Source organism: Jiulongibacter sp. NS-SX5, assembly GCF_052828545.1.
The window spans coordinates 1,802,703-1,819,652 of record NZ_CM128248.1 but is presented as its reverse complement, the minus strand read 5'-3'; the positions used below and the strand labels follow the sequence as shown (position 1 = coordinate 1,819,652).

15 protein-coding genes are annotated in these 16,950 nt (G+C 38.9%); 7 read left to right on the top strand and 8 right to left on the bottom strand.

The features are described 5' to 3' along the window. Positions 1-9: 9 nt before the first annotated feature. The gene (gene mutY, locus ACUXV0_RS08060) at positions 10-1,047 is read right to left on the bottom strand and encodes an A/G-specific adenine glycosylase (protein ID WP_446192570.1); all 1,038 of its coding nucleotides are present in this window, start codon (positions 1,045-1,047) and stop codon (positions 10-12) included. Positions 1,048-1,231: 184 nt separating this feature from the next. Here mutY and ACUXV0_RS08055 point away from each other — a divergent pair, with 184 nt between their 5' ends. The 3 genes from ACUXV0_RS08055 to ACUXV0_RS08045 all read left to right on the top strand — a co-directional run bounded on the left by ACUXV0_RS08055 (position 1,232) and on the right by ACUXV0_RS08045 (position 4,223). Then, positions 1,232-1,516, top strand: a complete 285-nt coding sequence (locus ACUXV0_RS08055; protein WP_446192569.1) for an HU family DNA-binding protein — start codon at positions 1,232-1,234, stop codon at positions 1,514-1,516. Positions 1,517-1,520: 4 nt separating this feature from the next. After that, the gene (locus tag ACUXV0_RS08050; RefSeq protein ID WP_446192568.1) at positions 1,521-2,330 is read left to right on the top strand and encodes a tetratricopeptide repeat protein; all 810 of its coding nucleotides are present in this window, start codon (positions 1,521-1,523) and stop codon (positions 2,328-2,330) included. Positions 2,331-2,669: 339 nt separating this feature from the next. Then, positions 2,670-4,223 (top strand): Rne/Rng family ribonuclease, encoded by a 1,554-nt coding sequence (locus ACUXV0_RS08045; RefSeq protein ID WP_446192567.1) that lies wholly within the window; start codon positions 2,670-2,672, stop codon positions 4,221-4,223. 256 nt (positions 4,224-4,479) lie between these two features. On the opposite strand, the gene ACUXV0_RS08040 is transcribed toward ACUXV0_RS08045, so the two are convergent. The 4 genes from ACUXV0_RS08040 to ACUXV0_RS08025 all read right to left on the bottom strand — a co-directional run bounded on the left by ACUXV0_RS08040 (position 4,480) and on the right by ACUXV0_RS08025 (position 9,995). After that, entirely contained in the window at positions 4,480-6,936 is a 2,457-nt protein-coding gene (locus tag ACUXV0_RS08040; RefSeq protein ID WP_446192566.1) for a glycosyl hydrolase family 95 catalytic domain-containing protein, read from the bottom strand. A gap of 162 nt (positions 6,937-7,098) precedes the next feature. After that, complete coding sequence (locus tag ACUXV0_RS08035; protein WP_446192565.1) at positions 7,099-8,082, bottom strand: zinc-binding alcohol dehydrogenase family protein; 984 nt, start codon at positions 8,080-8,082, stop codon at positions 7,099-7,101. Between the two features lie 235 nt (positions 8,083-8,317). After that, on the bottom strand, positions 8,318-9,469 hold the full coding sequence (locus ACUXV0_RS08030; RefSeq protein WP_446192564.1) for a hypothetical protein: 1,152 nt from the start codon (positions 9,467-9,469) through the stop codon (positions 8,318-8,320). A 121-nt stretch (positions 9,470-9,590) separates the two neighbouring features. After that, on the bottom strand, positions 9,591-9,995 hold the full coding sequence (locus ACUXV0_RS08025) for a DM13 domain-containing protein (RefSeq protein ID WP_446192563.1): 405 nt from the start codon (positions 9,993-9,995) through the stop codon (positions 9,591-9,593). Between the two features lie 82 nt (positions 9,996-10,077). Here ACUXV0_RS08025 and ACUXV0_RS08020 point away from each other — a divergent pair, with 82 nt between their 5' ends. Continuing rightward, positions 10,078-10,299 carry a hypothetical protein gene (locus tag ACUXV0_RS08020; RefSeq protein ID WP_446192562.1) on the top strand — a complete coding sequence of 74 codons (222 nt, stop codon included), beginning with the start codon at positions 10,078-10,080 and terminating at the stop codon, positions 10,297-10,299. Here the strand turns inward: ACUXV0_RS08020 and ACUXV0_RS08015 are convergent. Further along, positions 10,296-11,534: a nucleoside recognition domain-containing protein gene (locus ACUXV0_RS08015; protein WP_446192561.1), complete on the bottom strand. Its 1,239-nt coding sequence runs from the start codon at positions 11,532-11,534 to the stop codon at positions 10,296-10,298. The two genes, ACUXV0_RS08020 and ACUXV0_RS08015, sit on opposite strands and share 4 nt — an antisense overlap. A 77-nt stretch (positions 11,535-11,611) precedes the next feature. Between ACUXV0_RS08015 and ACUXV0_RS08010 the strand changes: the two genes are divergently transcribed. Continuing rightward, entirely contained in the window at positions 11,612-12,364 is a 753-nt protein-coding gene (locus tag ACUXV0_RS08010) for a M15 family metallopeptidase (RefSeq protein ID WP_446192560.1), read from the top strand. 53 nt (positions 12,365-12,417) lie between these two features. Here ACUXV0_RS08010 and ACUXV0_RS08005 read toward each other — a convergent pair whose 3' ends face one another. Next, a complete protein-coding gene (locus ACUXV0_RS08005) occupies positions 12,418-12,771 on the bottom strand; it encodes a LytR/AlgR family response regulator transcription factor (RefSeq protein WP_446192559.1) in 354 nt (117 codons plus the stop codon). 287 nt (positions 12,772-13,058) lie between these two features. Here ACUXV0_RS08005 and pheS point away from each other — a divergent pair, with 287 nt between their 5' ends. Continuing rightward, positions 13,059-14,090: a phenylalanine--tRNA ligase subunit alpha gene (gene pheS, locus ACUXV0_RS08000; RefSeq protein WP_446192558.1), complete on the top strand. Its 1,032-nt coding sequence runs from the start codon at positions 13,059-13,061 to the stop codon at positions 14,088-14,090. Positions 14,091-14,096: 6 nt separating this feature from the next. After that, positions 14,097-16,403: a sialate O-acetylesterase gene (locus ACUXV0_RS07995; RefSeq protein WP_446192557.1), complete on the top strand. Its 2,307-nt coding sequence runs from the start codon at positions 14,097-14,099 to the stop codon at positions 16,401-16,403. Here ACUXV0_RS07995 and ACUXV0_RS07990 read toward each other — a convergent pair. Next, complete coding sequence (locus ACUXV0_RS07990; RefSeq protein ID WP_446192556.1) at positions 16,373-16,924, bottom strand: TrmH family RNA methyltransferase; 552 nt, start codon at positions 16,922-16,924, stop codon at positions 16,373-16,375. The two genes, ACUXV0_RS07995 and ACUXV0_RS07990, sit on opposite strands and share 31 nt — an antisense overlap. Between the last annotated feature and the right edge of the window lie 26 nt (positions 16,925-16,950).

The following is a 16,950-nucleotide window of genomic DNA, read 5'->3' as shown; positions in this document are numbered from 1 at the left end:
ATTTACATGTTAAAGGTCAATGTTCAAGAGATAGTTCACAATGAGTTGATGTTTAGGTAGTTCTTCTATCTCAGATTTCGAAAAGAACGAAGTTTTTGCAGACTTGTCAACATTTGCTAAATCTATTAGCCAAAAATTGGCATGTATTCTCTGATGACTCAAAAGGTGTTTTTTTGATACGGGGGTTCCAATGTTTAAGACTTTCAAGTTTGCCCATTCTGGCAAAGAGTTCTCTAGTCCATCAAAACTAGCGATTGCTTTATCGGACTCCACAAGGAAAAATTCATAAAGGCCTGTCCACACGTCTTTGCCTGTTCTCTTTTGTAGGTAAATTTTATCATCAAGTTTAAATACAAGATAATTAAAGTATCGATCTCTAACCTTAATTTTCTTGAGTTTGACAGGTAGGTCTGTTTGAGTTTTCTGCTTATTTGCTACGCACTCTAAATTAATCGGACAAGCCGGGCACTCAGGATTCTTTGGTTTACATATTGTGGCTCCCAGCTCCATCATAGCCTGATTATGTTCACCAGGTTCTTTTGTGTTCAGGAGGTCAATAGCCAATTGGCTAAATTGCTTGAAGCCTTCAGTAGAGTTAATGGGTGTATTGACGCCGTACAGCCGTGAAAGTACTCTGTAAACATTGCCATCCACCACGGCCTTTGGCTCATTAAAGGCTATAGATGAAATAGCAGCTGCGGTGTAATCGCCCACACCTTTTAGTTTTTTGATTTCCTCAAAAGTACTTGGGAACTTGCCCGATAATTCCTGGTCTATGTACTTTGCTGCAGCATGAAGGTTTCTGGCTCTGGAATAATAGCCGAGTCCTTGCCAGAGTCTAAGTACTTCTTCTTCAGTGGCTTGGGAAAGGTCTTCTACCTTCGGAAATCGTTCTGTGAACTTCAGATAATAGGCCATTCCCTGGTCTACTCGAGTTTGCTGCAAAATGACTTCAGAAAGCCAGATGAAATAAGGGTTGGAAGTTCTTCTCCATGGCAGGTCTCTTTTGTTCTCCTGATACCAAGAAAGAATTTTTTCTGAAAGCATTTAAAAGTCAAAAAAAATGTTTAATTAAGCGAAAGCCTCTCTGTAACTTACTTGTTATAAATATTTTATGCTAAAAATATAGAGATTCTATTGGTCAGGGAAAATCAATTCATCTATATTTGTGCCCCCAAGTAAGTGATAAGAAATTATTTACACTAAGTATAACTAAAAATTCAATATAACCGTGACGAAAGCAGAGGCAATTGCAGCAATCTCAGACAAAACAGGAATCGATAAAGCAAGTGTATCTACTACACTTGAAGCGTTCTTTGTAACTGTTAAAGATACTCTAGGAGAAGGAGAAGCTTTATACATCAGAGGATTCGGAAGCTTTATCAACAAGAAAAGAGCCGCTAAAAAAGCAAGAAACATTTCAAAGAAGACGACAGTAACTGTACCTGAGCACCATGTGCCAAGTTTCAAGCCTTCTAAGGAGTTCGTTGAAATGATCAAAGCAAAAATTAAGTAATAAGATGAGCGGGCTCAAGCCAAGCAGGCATATTTTAATAGTTCTGGTAATCGGCGTCATTGCTGCAGGGGTATTGTATAGTCTACCGAAGTTTGTTGTGAAAAACGAACCTTCGAATGCGGAGTCCGCTCAATCTTCTTCTGAAGAGAAAACAGAAGAGCCACACGTCACACTTTCAGAGTCTCAGCTAACTGAGATTAATGAAATAAGAAATTCAAACGATACTGAAGAAGGTATCTATCAAAATCTGGCCACTTATTTTGCTGGTCAAAACCTGTTCGATAGTTCGGCATATTACGCTGAGAAAAAAGCTAATCTAACCAATACTGAAACTGACTGGCTACTGGCCGGCGATTTCTATTTTCAGTCATACTCTTTAGCTCTGAATCCAATAAGACAGGAAGAGCTTGCGGAGAAAACAAGAGAGGTTTATCAGAAGGCTCTGGCCATAAACCCAAATCAATTGCATGCACGAACCAATACGGCTATGACATATGTTTCATCGGCTTCGCCAATGCAGGCTATTATGATGCTGCGTCAGGTGCTTGATCTAAACCCGAGATACGTACCGGCTATTATGAGTATGGGGGCTTTATCTATGCAGAGTGGGCAGTACGATAAAGCCGTAGGTAGATTTGAGCAGGCACTGTCAATAGATAGTGGTAATTTGAATGCTCAGCTAGGTCTTGCCTATAGTTTGGTTGAGTTAGGAGAGAAAGAAAGAGCAAAAGAAATTTTGGAAGCTCTGAGCCAAATTGGCTTAGATGAGGTTCTGCAAAATGAAGTAAATAACACTTTGGAAAGTCTAAAGTAATCACTAATTTTGCGGTTCGATTATGACCAGCCCTCGTCCCTAAGGGTGTTGTTATAAAGATTTTATTGTGAAATAAACCTCATAGGGAAGGGGTTCATACAGATTAAAATTATGCCTTGCGGAAAGAAAAGAAAAAGACATAAGATGTCTACGCACAAGAGAAAGAAGCGTCTAAGAAAAAACCGTCATAAGAAGAAGTAATTCTGGCGGGGTAAGATACATTACCGGTTTCTTCTCTACGAATTAGCAGTTAACAGAGGACACTGATAAGTGTAAAGCCCGTCTGTTTACTGCTTTTTTTGTATTTATTATTATCAACCTATTAATTCTAACTCAGCATTGAGCAACGAATTATTCATCAGTTCTACCGACAAAGGAGAGCGTATAGCACTCCTCCAGGATAAGCGACTCATAGAATATCATTTTGATGAAGCAGAACACCAGTTTTCTGTGGGTGATATTTATTTGGGTACGGTTAAGAAAGTAGTATCTGGTCTGAACGCAGCTTTTATAGATATAGGGTATGAGAAAGACGCATTTTTGCATTATCATGATCTAAGCCCAAACATCGAGTCCCTGAATGCATACACTAAAGGGATCTTAAACAAAAAACCTTTTAGCAAAAGACTGAAAGGCTTTAAGCTGAAGCCTCAGATAGATAAACTTGGAAAGATTACGGATGTACTTACAAAAGGACAGCCGATTCTGGTACAAGTGGTTAAAGAGCCGATTAGTTCTAAGGGACCAAGACTTTCCTGCGATATCTCTATAGCAGGTAGGTATGTGGTTTTGGTGCCTTTTGCAAATGCCGTAAACATCTCAAAGAAAATAACTAGCAAGCAGGAGCGTCAGCGTCTCCATAAAATGCTAAGCTCTGTGAAACCTGAGAACTTCGGCGTCATTGTAAGAACTGTAGCGGAGAATAAAGACCTTGAGGAGCTTCAAAAAGACCTTGAGGAATGTGTAGAAAAGTGGGAGAAAGGAATCTATAAGCTTAAGAAAGCTAAGCCTAGAGATAGAATTGTTTCGGAGATGAATCGTGCGGCCTCTATTCTTAGAGATATGCTAAACGATAACTTTGACAATGTAGTAGTAGACTCAAAAGACAATTTTGATAAACTGAAAGCATTGCTACAAAGTATTGCTCCTGAGAAACTAAAAATCCTGAAATTCCATAATGGCAAATCTAAACTGTATGAGCAGTACGGAATAGAGAGGCAATTGAAAAGTTTGTTTGGCAGGTCTGTAAGTCTGCCAAGTGGAGGTTATCTGATTATTGAACATACAGAAGCACTCCATGTGATTGATGTCAACAGTGGCAATAAGTCTACTCGTGAAGAAGACCAGGAAGCCACTGCGGTAAATGTCAATAAAGAAGCTGCCCGTGAGATAGCAAGACAGCTTAGACTTCGCGATATGGGAGGAATAGTAGTCGTAGATTTCATTGATATGAAACAGGCTGCTAACCGCAAAGAAATTAATGCTGCTCTAAAGGCAGAGATGAAAGGTGACCGATCTAAGTACACTGTACTACCGATCACCAAGTTTGGCTTGGCTCAGATTACGCGTCAGCGTGTAAGACCTGAGATGAATATCGTCACCAAAGAAAAATGCCCTAGCTGTAATGGTACAGGTAGTATACAGGCAAGTATTACAGTGACAGACCTTCTGGAAAACCATCTGGATCACTTGATGGAAAAGCAGAATGAAAGCAAGGTGAGTATCATTCTTCACCCTTTCCTTTATGCTTACTACAGAGAAGGTATTATTTCAAGACAGATGAAATGGTTCTTTGAATACAAAAAATGGATCAAGCTCATCAAAGATACCTCACTTGGAATTACCGAATTCCACTTTTTGAACTCCCACGGCGAAGAAATCGAATTGAAATAAATCAAAAATCCCATTCATAGCGAATGGGATTTTTTTTGATCGAAAGTGATTGAGACTACTCTTTATTCATGCTTACAAAGGAAATTTCTTGTTGTGACTTAAAACGACTAACATTAACTCACAATCAGAATTTCTCGCATTAAAATTGAAACAATCACTGTTACGGAATAACAATCAGGGGGCCACCTTATAAGAAGACGGAGGCACTAAAAGTATATAATAGATATTGCTTGTTATCTTATTCTGGTATGCTTAATTATTCAGATTCAAAGTAATATGTCATACCGGCCTCTGTACTTAGGTCATAAACAAAGGTTGGCTTGATTGGAATTGGGTTAAGTGTGGAAGATGAAGAAATAATGGGAGGAGCCGTCTCTTCGACTTGAAAAAACGGATTTGAATTTTTTAGGAGAGCAGTTGTTAAGACATTTTCTCCTAATACTTTAAGTGCCTGATGTGAGCGTAATCTTAAGTTACCTCCGAGATTAGATTTTATGCTGAGGGTTACTACTCTGCCTTTTTGCCATTCTAGGTTAAGTATTTCAAATCCACCTCTGCCTTTTAATCCCTTAACTTCACCTTCAGCTGAGAGTGCTTCAGGCAGTGCCGGAAGAATATGTAAAGCCTCATCGGCACTTTGTATAAGCATCTCAGCTATCCCTGAGGTACATCCAAAATTTCCATCGATCTGAAACGGTGGATGAGCATCAAAAAGATTATTATACGAGCCGCCGCCTTCTTTTTTGCCGCTGACAGGAGAAAGTTGATTTTTTATCAACTCATAGGCATGATTACCATCTTGCATTCTTGCCCACCAGTTTACTTTCCATCCCATACTCCAGCCGGTAGAAACGTCGCCCCGATAAAGCAGAGTATTCTTTGCTGCGGCAAATAAATCTGGAGTTCGGTAAGCCGAAATTTGATTTGAAGGGAAGAGTCCATAAAGATGTGAGATATGTCGGTGATGATCCTCTGGACTATCCAAGTCATCAAGCCACTCCTGCAATTGATTATACTGGCCAATATGCATTGGTGGTAATTTGTCTCTAAGGTTCTTTAATTTTTCAGCAAAAACGCTATCTATTTCTAAAACTTGAGAAGCATTAATTACTGAATTGAAAACATCTAAAACAATTTGATTATCCATTGTAGATCCTGCTGTAATAGATGAACCCTGATGAGCCTCAGGGGCATTTTCCGGTGAACTTCCGGGTGCTACTACTAACCATTTGTGTTCTGGGTGTTCAATCAGGAAATCAGTATAGAAAAGAGCTGCACCACGCATTGCAGGGTATACTTTTTTTAGAAACTTTCTGTCGCCGGTGTAAAGGTAATGTTCCCATAAGTGCTGAATAAGCCAACCACCCCCACTATTCCACATGCCCCAGAAGGCGGCATCTATGGCCCCGGTGACCCTCCAAATGTCAGTATTATGATGTGCTACCCAGCCCGGGGCACCGTACATAACTTTTGCAGTCTCCTGACCTGTTTTCGCCAGTTCCGTAATCATTCGCAGAAAAGGCTCGTGCAGTTCAGAAAGATTTGTACGTTCTGCAGGCCAGTAATTCATTTCAGCATTGATATTAATGGTATACTTGCTGTCCCATGGGGGTGTCATTTTGTTATTCCAAATACCTTGAAGATTTGCGGGCTGGCCGCCAGGCTGTGAAGACGAAATAAGTAGATATCTACCGTATTGGAAGTATAGTGCGACAAAAGAAGGATCAGCAGTATTTTTAAAGTTTTGTAATCTGAGATTAGTTGGCTGTTTTTCAGCCAATGTGCTACCAAAATCTAGACTGACTCTTCTGAAATATTGTCGATAAGATGCTATATGCGGGTTTAGTAACTGCGAGTACTCTTTTGCAAAGGCAAGCTCCAAATAATACTTTGCTCTTTGTGTTTCATCTCCTGAGATATCTTTAAAAGTATTAAAATTAGATGCTATCGATACAAATATCGTTACCGAGTTTGATTCAGAAACAGTTATGGTATTGTTCTTCACTTCAAGACTTCCACCGTCTTTTTTAATTTTTAATCGAGCTTCAAAAGCAATCTCACCTTTTACACCTTCATGGTCGCTGGTAACGCCCCATAAGGAGAGCTCGCCGGCCTTATTGGTTGTAATTTTTTGTTTTGCATGCTCCGAATTAAACGTGGTATTAAATGTTATTTGTCTTGGTTTATCTGCCGTTAGTCTAATGATTAAAACACGGTCTGTGAAGGATGTGAAGGATTCTCTGGTAAAACAGACATTATTAACTCTATATGTAGTTTTGGTGACAGCTCTGTCTATGTCTAACTCCCTGTAATAATTTGAATAATTCTTATGTTTTGGGAAGTTCATCACCAAATTGCCAACTGGTTGAAACATCTGGCCATGCGATTTTTTAGAAATTAACTTTTCATTTGCCAGTTGTTCTGCGGCTTTGTATTCACCATTGAAGATTAGATCTCTGATCTTCGGCAAGGCCTCTAGAGCCTCAGGGTTGTCATTTCGGTTTGGACCACCACTCCATACCGTGTGTTCATTTAGTTGGAAAATCTCTTGTTCTACATTTCCGTACACCATGGCTCCCTGTTTGCCATTACCTATTGGAAGTGCATCTTCCCACACATCCCCGGCTGGTGTGTCATACCAAAGTTTTAAGTTTTTCTGTGAAAAAGCGGAAAAAGTTATGAAGAACTGAATGAGCAGAAATAGCTTGTTCATATCCATTGGTAAGCTTTTGTTAGAAAGAATATTAAATAAATAGAAGGAAGTAATCCCCTTATTATTTGCGAATAAACGAAATAAAATAAATGTGTCAAAATGACACTAATTTATTAATACATTTAATGTTTACCCAAAAGCTAGCCTTCCCAAGTTTGAAAATTAAAGATTAACGACCGCTTTCAGGAGCTGCTTGTTTGATGGAATTTGAGGAAAAAAATCAGGAATATCATCAAAACCTAATTCATTGGTTATGAATGGCTCTAAACTCAAATGACCACTTTCTATTAGACGTATTATTCTTTTAAAATCTTCTGGTAAAGCATTACGAGAGGAGAGAATTGTGGTTTCTTTTTTGTGAAAATAAGGATCATTGAATGTATAATCTCCTTGGAAAAGTCCAATGAAGATTAATCTTCCACCGAATGCCATATACCTGATTGACTGTTTCATGCTTTCAAGGTGACCGGTAGCATCAAAGACTACATCGTACTCATTTTCTTTAGGTTCTGTATGGATGAAATTATTTCCCTTCCCATATTTTTCACAGAATTTTAAACGTTCACTGCTTAGGTCAAACACATGAACTTCTCCTCCATTAATCTGTGCAAAGTCAATAGCGGTGATTCCAATAGGACCGGCCCCTATTACCAAGACTTTGTCTCCTTTTTGAACCTGAGCTCTTGAAACCGCATGACATCCTATCCCATAAGTTTCTACAACTGCCAGCTCACGATAACTTAAAAGATCAGAGTTATGTAGTTTGCGACTCGGAAGTACTAGAAATTCAGACATGCCACCATCTATATGTACTCCAAGTACCTCAAGTTTTTCACAGCAGTTTATGTGACCTTTTAGACAAGGATGACATTCTCCACAGTTGAGGTACGGCTCTACTGAACATCTATCACCAACTTTTAAATTTTGTACTTGATCCCCGATTTCCACTATTTCTACACCGAGTTCATGACCTAGTATTCTTGGGTAGGTAAAGTAGGGCTGACGTCCGTGAAAGGCATGGATGTCTGTTCCACAAATTCCTATTGTCTTTACTTTTACTAGAACTTCATCTGCCTTGGTTATTGTTGGAATATTGCTTTCAATTTTCTTGAAGTGGGTAGGCGAGTTTAGAATAAAACTTTTCATTTTTACGAGTAATTCTTTGCTAAGAGCACTTTAGGGTATGATTTCCTTCAAAAATGTGTCTCATTTTCTCTTAAATCAAATTACTTTTCGAATTAAGGTTTTTATAATGGCGGACGTATTCGGGATTTTAGGACTTTTTTAAGGTTATCTTCTTCAATATCTGTTATTTAACTATTTATATCAAAAAATCCCGCTCAATGCTGAGCGGGATTTTGAAAGACCTAAAATGTTATCATTAATAATCATCGTAAAACCTTTTTACCGAGCTTGTAAATTGATTGTAGATGGGTTTGCAAAACTCAATAAACAATTGCTGCGGAGCAGGAGGGAGTTCTTCTTTTCGTTTCGTGAAATCTAATTGTTCCTCTGTTAATGCTCTTTCATCACCATTAAAGCTTCCCCATTCATTGACCCATGTGAATTCACCCGGGAATTCTTTTTTCATTAGCACTTTGTCATTTTGAAAATCAATGATTTGCATAGCCAAAATACCTCTTGAATTCACCACTTTTCGGTTTTCAGATAGTTTGGCATTCACTAAACCATAAACGTCTACATTTTTGCCTCTGATGGTAGCTGTTCCGGTTTTCACAGAATCTTCACTGGTGACTGTTTTCTCAGATTTCTCAATAAGCGTTTCACCCACCACGAAATCAATGAAATCAAGACTTATGACGTGGTCTGGTTGTAGTTTTGCTCTGCTAGCCTCTTCAGGAGAATAGAATCTGATAAACTCGTTCATTCTACGGTTATCTCTCAAAAACTCATTAATTCTGTCCTGAAAATACTCATTACTAAGCTCATATAGTTTAGAATTAATTTCAGGCTGTTCTACCACCACGTGATATGAACCTGCATCCAGGGCAATGTCAAGTTTCTCTCGTACGTCTTTATAATTCGGGGCAAAATCAAAAAGAGTTTTGAACGACTCAAAAGCCTCTCTACCGCCTTCCATGGTACCGTTATCCAGCATTTGACTGGCATAGATGTATCTTTCTTCAGCGGCTAATTCACGAGCCTCCTCGGCCTCTTTAAAAAATGACTGCGGGCTCACAGCTCTTCTACATGACATACATCTGGCTATGAGGTCATGCATTTTATTCAGCTTGCTGTAAGAATCTAAGACTCTTTCATATTTAAACTGTTGATTGGCAGATCTGGCACTTCTAATATTGGTAAGAAGATCTTCTTTAGCGTAGCTGTAAGCCTGTGGAAGTACCTCTAGAGACTTCTCATTATCTACATCTTTTTTAAGTTTCTCTACTGCCTGAAGAGTGGCAGTATAGTAATCTCCTTGTTCAAGTGCTTTTGTGCCACTTTTTGAACAGGAGAATGATATGACGGATATGAAGGCCAGGCTAAGCCCAATTATACTTTTCGTTTTCATGGTACTGTTAAGGTTTGATTTAATCAATAACCGAATTTTGTATGAAAGACTTACAGTGCCAAAATTAATGATTGACTTAACAATTTATTAAAGACGCCTCTCTATTTTATAATACGGCGAACTATTCAGCACTTTTCAAAACAGCTGTGCCGAAATTGACTGAGAAGGCACGACACCATATCAATACATGATTCATCTGAGCAGGGTCGGTACCATCAGGCAGATTATATTTCACGTTTCCGTTTTTTACTTCTTTGCTAATTTCTTTGAAGCCGGTGGCTTTATCATCTTCCGCCAGGTATACTCTTAAATCAGGTCCCGGATCAGTTTTAAAATCACTAAAAACCAGACTTAAAGTGTTGTCTTGGTTTCTGATAACTGATGCCCTACCCGATGTTGGGTGTGCTGCATCTATAAAGTCGCCCTCAAAAAGTACAGTGCTGCCTTCGGCAATTACATCTTCACTTTCATCAGTAGGGTTAATTTCTACGGCAGGGTTTACCTTGTCCACATTACAAGCGGCCATAAAGAGCGACAGGCATGTGACAAATGATACAAACTTTAGCTTCGAAAATATCGTTTCTTTAGATAGGTAAAACATAATTGAAATGAATACTTTATTGAAAAACTGGACTCTATTGAGACTTACGCATTTAGTGGTTTCATTGGTTTTACTAGGCTGTGCGTTTTATTTCCATCACAATATCTATCTCTATATTCTCGGTGGTGGTTTTCTAGCTCAGGCATTGCTGCACTCAGGCTGTAGCAATAACTCCTGTGATGTTCCGTCAGGTAAATACAGAAACACCAGATACAGAAGAAGACACTAAGCGAAAAACAGGTATCCCATGAAAATGGCTGCAAGTATTCCAATGAAATCTGCCAAAAGGCCATACTGAATGGCATATCTAACTTTAGACACACCTACAGAGCCAAAATATAGAGCTACCACATAAAAAGTTGTGTCTGTAGTCCCCTGGAAAATACAAACCAATTTACCCACAAAAGAGTCTGGACCTCCGTTTTCTGGAGCCATGGCTTCCAGCATTAATCCTCTGGCACCGCTTCCTGATAAAGGACGCATAATTGCGACAGGAAGTGCCTCTACAAAGCGTGTGTCGAATCCCATAGAGCTAAACGCCCATGCCATACCATCTGTGATGTAACCCAGCATACCAGAATTACGCAACATGCTGATCGCCACTAGCATTCCTACCAAGTAAGGGATAATTTTTACGGCAACCTGGAAGCCTTCTTTAGCTCCAGTGATAAAGGTGTCAAATACATCTATTTTTTTTAGCAGCCCTCCGGCAATAAAACCAACGATGACTACCAAAAGGATTAGGTTACTGTACACTTTAGAGAAGGACTCAATCTCGCTTTGACTTAAAGATGAGAGATACCACAGTAGCCCACAAATAGCCACAGTCACTCCACCGATCCAGCCTAAAATGGTTTTATCCCAAATATTGATCTTTTGCTTTAGCATGACGGCTATCAGACTAATAACAGTGGCAAAATATGTGCTGATTAGCAAAGGCATAAAAACATCTGAAGGATCTGCAGCTCCCATAGATGCTCTGTATGTCATTATATTTATCGGGATTAATGTCAGACCTGAAGTCTGTAGCACCAAAAACATTATTTGGGCATTGGAAGCTGTGTTCTTATTCGGGTTTAACTCTTGCAGACTTTCCATAGCTTTTAAACCGAATGGCGTAGCAGCATTGTCAAGATTCAACATATTGGCCGAAAAATTCATGATCATTTGCCCATGAGCAGGGTGGTCTGCCGGCACTTCAGGGAATAGTTTTCTGAAGAACGGGCCAATGATTTTTCCGAGAAAACGTATAGCACCAGCTTCTTCACCAATCTTTAGAATTCCCAGAAATAAAGTCATAACGCCGGTTAAGGCCAATGAGATTTCAAAGCCTGTTTTGGCCGAATCAAAAATACCGCTCACGAATAACTCAAAAATCTGATTGTCTTGAAGAAAAATATACTTAACCAGAGCTACCAGAATGGCGATAATGAAAAAGCCGGCCCAAACATAATTTAATACCATATAAAGCTTAGTGATCTAACGATTTATGACGTAATTTCGGTGAGAATCCTGCTAAAATAGGTATTCGCCTCACATTTATGAAAGAAATACTCTATTCGTTTATATTGCTTTTTGGCTTAGTGCAATGTACCGATTCAGAAGAAACTCAAAACACAGAAACATACCGCATAAGAATAGCCGAACCCGAAGAGGATGAGCCTGAAGAATTAGGAATAGGGGAGTTTGAGCAAAGTTTAATTTATCAGGGATTGGTAGATATTCAGTCAGTAGATCCATCTATTTATGTTGACCTGAAGTATTCTACAGTCGATAACTTTTTTGAAGAAGATGTTTATGGCGACCTCACAAGGGCATATTTGCCTAAAAATGTAGCTGAAGCCTTAAAAGTGGTGAATAATCATCTGAAATCGGATTCCTCACATTTGCGTCTTTGGGTATTTGATGCGGTAAGACCGCATGGTATTCAACGCATTTTATGGAATGCACTGGATAGTATTCCTGTGGCCAATAGGAGGGCTTTTGTAGCAGATCCTGAAAGAGGCTCCTTGCATAATTACGGCTGTGCCGTAGACCTTTCAATTTATGATACTCACCGTGATACGTTACTGGACATGGGCACCAAATACGATTATTTCGGATATTTAGCCTACCCGAGAAAAGAAGCCGAAATGCTGGCTTCCGGAAGTTTAAACAGAGAGCAGATTGGTAACAGACAGCTACTTCGTAATGTGATGAGAAAAGGAGGTTTTTTGCCGATCAATAGTGAATGGTGGCATTTCAATATTACCACGCTGGCTAATGCCAAAGAGAATTATAAGCTAATTCAATAAAAAAGCAGCCGCCCAATGGGCCACTGCTTTAAAGTTACCTAACCACTAAAGTATTAAATCTTGAGTCTGTGTGGACTTAGTAGTTTTTTCACTTCGCTAACTCTTCTTCTGGATACATCCACCTTATCGCCGTTTTGGAGTTCTACAGTTCCGGTGCCGGCATAGAAATAAGTTTTACGTACAAAAGACTTGTTAATCAGATGTGACTTGTGTGTTCTGATAAACTCAGAAGAGCTTAATTGCATCTCATAAGTTTTCAGGGTTTTAGAGCTGAGAAAGGCTTGGTTTTCAGTGTAAACGAAGGTGTAGTTTTTTTTACCTTCGAGTCGGATGATCTCCTCTTCGTTTACCTGAAACTCCTGATTCCCTGCCAAAAAACGGAGGGTTTTGTTACTTTCCGGGTTCATTAAAAGACTTACTTTAGTAATTGGTGTTGGTTCCCAAAAGTCTTAAGGAATCCTCCAAAATCAAACTCCTTGATCATACAAGTGAAGTAGGTATATATCTATAAACGAGATCGTTATGGATAAATCCACAGGCTAAAAAGGAAAAAACTACGTGACTCAATAGGTAAAAATACCTTAGACGAAATTAATGTTAATTTGGATTATTCCATGATCAATCGCATGGTTAATATGAGTTCATAAAATTTTCATATTCTGATTATCTTTGTGCCTCAAAAAATTGGCAAGGCGTGTTAGAGCAAATTGAAGGATTACTAAAAGAAGCAAAAGAGTGGCAGGCTAAAAACGCTCAGGAGGTTGAGGACTTCCGTTTGGCTTTTCTTAGTAAAAAAGGAAAGCTAAATCAGCTATTTGATGAATTTAAGAAGGTTCCAAACGAGAAGAAGAGAGAGTTTGGACAGGAATTAAATAAGCTGAAAGGAAAAATTGAAGAACGCTTTAAAAGCCTTCAGGAAGAATCTCAAAACTCAAGTGTTACTTCGGAAGATAAACCGGATGTTTTTTTACCTGAGGTGCCTGAGTCACTTGGCAGTTTACACCCACTGACCATCACAAAAAGGAGAATTGCAGAGATTTTTGCAAGAATGGGTTTCAGTAGTGAAGATGGACCAGAAATGGAGACTGACTGGTACAATTTTACGGCATTGAACTTCCCTGAGAATCACCCTGCTCGTGAAATGCAAGACACGTTCTTTATTTCAAAAGGGGAGGAGCAAAAAGATGATACCTTACTGAGAACGCATACTTCAAATGTTCAAGTAAGGCTGATGGAGCATACAAAACCGCCTTTAAGATCAATTATGGTGGGTAGAGTATATAGAAATGAAGCTATTTCTGCCAGAGCCCATTGTCAGTTTCATCAGGCTGAAGGTCTTTACGTTGATAAAAATGTGAGCTTTAAAGATTTGAAAGATACCTTATTGCATTTTGCCAAAGAGATGTTTGGTAAGGATACCAAAATAAGACTGAGACCAAGCTATTTTCCATTTACTGAGCCAAGTGCTGAGATAGATATTTCATGCTTTATCTGTAAAGGGGAAGGTTGTAATATATGTAAGAAAACGGGTTGGGTAGAAATCGGAGGTTCCGGAATGGTGGATCCTAATGTGCTGGTAAGTGCTGGAATTGACCCAGAAGAGTATACTGGTTTTGCTTTTGGAATGGGAATAGAAAGAATAGCGATGTTGAAATTTGGGATAAATGACATTCGACTATTCTTTGATAATGATATCAGGTTTTTAAGCCAATTTAAAGGAGTATAGAAGTAAATGAATCGCTTTTTTAAGCTTTTAATTTATTCGTTTTTCTATTTCGGGTTTCTAGTGACCACACACGGGCAGGTAGAAATTGTTTTTCCGAAAGAAAGGGCGGTATTTCAAAGAGATAATAGCAACAATGGAGCTATTACAATCTCGGGTATTGCCTCTAAACAAGCGACAAAAATCGAAGGAAAATTAACCCCAATGTCTGCCGGTCAAGGTACGGAAACAGATTGGGTACTGGTGGACGATAAACTTACTGGAGGTTCATTTTCGGGTAAAATTCAAGGTAAAGGCGGGTGGTATAAGCTACAGCTTAGGGAGTATGCAGGAGATAAATTGCTCTCATTAACGGCCTTAGATAGAGTTGGTATAGGAGAAGTATTTATTGTTTCAGGCCAGTCAAATGCCCAAGGTTTTTTGAGGTTTAACCCCAAAGGTTCTACCGATGATAGAGTTAATGGTTACGGATTTTATAAAGCCGACTTTATCGATGAAAATCCTACTCTTACTGATATTAAACACTTAGATCGTGAACTTAACCTGGGGCCTCATGGTCAGGGAGCTTGGGCTTGGGGAGAATTAGGTGATAAACTGGCTCAGAAGCTGAATGTTCCGGTTTTATTTTTCAATACGGCCTATGAGGGAACTTTGATAGAAAATTGGGTTAAAAGTGCCAAAGGAGAAAGTACAACACATGCAGGATTTGGCTTTGTGTTTCCTAATAATACGCCATATTCTTTCTTACGAATCATCCTTCAAAATCATGTGAATTTATACGGGCTTAGGTCTATCATCTGGATTCAGGGAGAGAGTGACTACCTAACTGAGGGTGATGCGTACTATGCTGATTTAAAATACTTTATAAATAAAGTCGGGTCTGATGTAGGGAAGGAGATTCCGTGGCTGGTGACAAAAACATCACTAAACTTCAATCTGTCTTTTGACAAAATATTATTCGCCCAGGCTAAAGTTATCCGTGAATTATCTAATGTCTTTGAAGGACCATTGACAGACTATGTGGGTATTCCGAGAATAGATGGAGTGCACCTTTTTAATAATGGCTTTTTAGATGGGATTTCAGAATTGGCTACTTCGCTAAATGAAACATTATCTCTTTCTTTACTGGCTCAAATGAAACCCCTACAAGGGAGTTCGTTTATTCCACTAGACGCGAGTTGTGTCAGCGGAGGAAATGCCCGGGTTTCACTTAGTAGCTCTGCTGCTAAAACACCAAAATGGTCTAATGGGGTAACCTCAAATGCTATACAACTGGCCAACGGTAGAGTATCTGCTTTAACTGCTGACGGCAATGGCAATTATTTGTTCTCAGAGACCTTAGAGGTGTCTAGAGTATTTCCTTCTGCCCCTGTAATAACTACTGAAAGTGAATTGACTCTTTGTGAAGGAACTACCGCCACTTTTACTACCGATAAACAAGATCTAACCATTGAATGGCATGATGGATCGTCAGGAACGGAGTATACTACTGATGAATCTGAAACTGTATTTGCGAAATATACGAGTGCCGATGGTTGTAATTCTCCCGTATCCAATAAGTTGAGCCTTGAGATCGTACCTATTCCTGAGGTACCTACAATTACTAGTATTTCAGGTAGTTTCGGGGAGTGTGAAGGAAGTGTTTTAACATTAAATGCCTCTACCTCAGCAGGTGCTGAGATAAACTGGAGTGATGGTTCTATTGGCTCAAATCTCACTATAAGTGAGGTCGGAGAGTTTATTTTTACTGCCAAGGCAAAAACTCCTGAGAATTGTGAGTCTGAAAGTTCAGAAAGTGTAAATGCTAGAATTTTCTCAAAACCTCCCCCTCCGTCAATAACAAAAAATGGACCCTACTCAGTAGGTGTGGTTAATAAAGAAATCTACGAAAGCTATTTATGGAAATTTGAAGGTCAATTACTATCAGATCAAACCTCGTTTCAAATTTCCCCTCAAAGTAATGGTTTTGTAAGTATTGCGGGTTACGAAAGGCATCCTGAGCCTTATACTTCACTTTGTTTATCAAATGATTCCGGGCTCTATTATTTTGAAAAAGACGAAGAGAATGTAGGCGTAGTGGTATATCCTAATCCTCCTGTTGATAATACAGTTTATATAGCCTCAGAGGATAATATTCCTGAGATGAATATCCAGGTGTATGATGTTTTTGGTAAGGCCGTTATACGTAACCAAAGAGTTCAGAACGTAGGGCTGCCTTATGAATTAAAATTTGATGAGAATGTCTTTCATGGAAAGTACTACCTGATTGTCAATTATCAGGGGCTTCAAAAGAAGTTTACCTTGTTCTTTGAATAAAAGTGCCAAATAAGGATTCCTGCTGAAACACTCACATTTAGAGAGTGTTTAGTTCCAAATTGCGGAATTTCTAAGACCATATCGCTGGCTTCCAGAAATGTTTGATGAACGCCAAAAACTTCATTGCCAAAAATAAATGCATATTTATCACCTTCGAAAGTAATATCATTCAGCATTTGGCTTTGGTTTGTCTGCTCAATACTACAGATTAAATACTGCTCTTTTTGTAAATAATTGACTGCTTCTTCTTCTGATTTAAAATATTGATAGTCAATTGACTCCGTAGCACCTAGGGCTGTCTTTTCAATCTCTTTATTTGGTGGGGTTCCTGTAATTCCTACCAGTAAGATTTTCTCGATTTTAAATGCATCCGCAGTTCTGAAAAATGAACCTACATTTTGGAGGCTTCTGATGTTATCCAATACCAAGACTAGCGGAATTTTCTCATTCGATTTAAAGGTTTGAAGGTCAACCCTGTTGAGATCTTCCATGCTGGTTTTAGTAATATCATTAAATGGCATAATTCTTGGGAGTACTTAGAATTGAA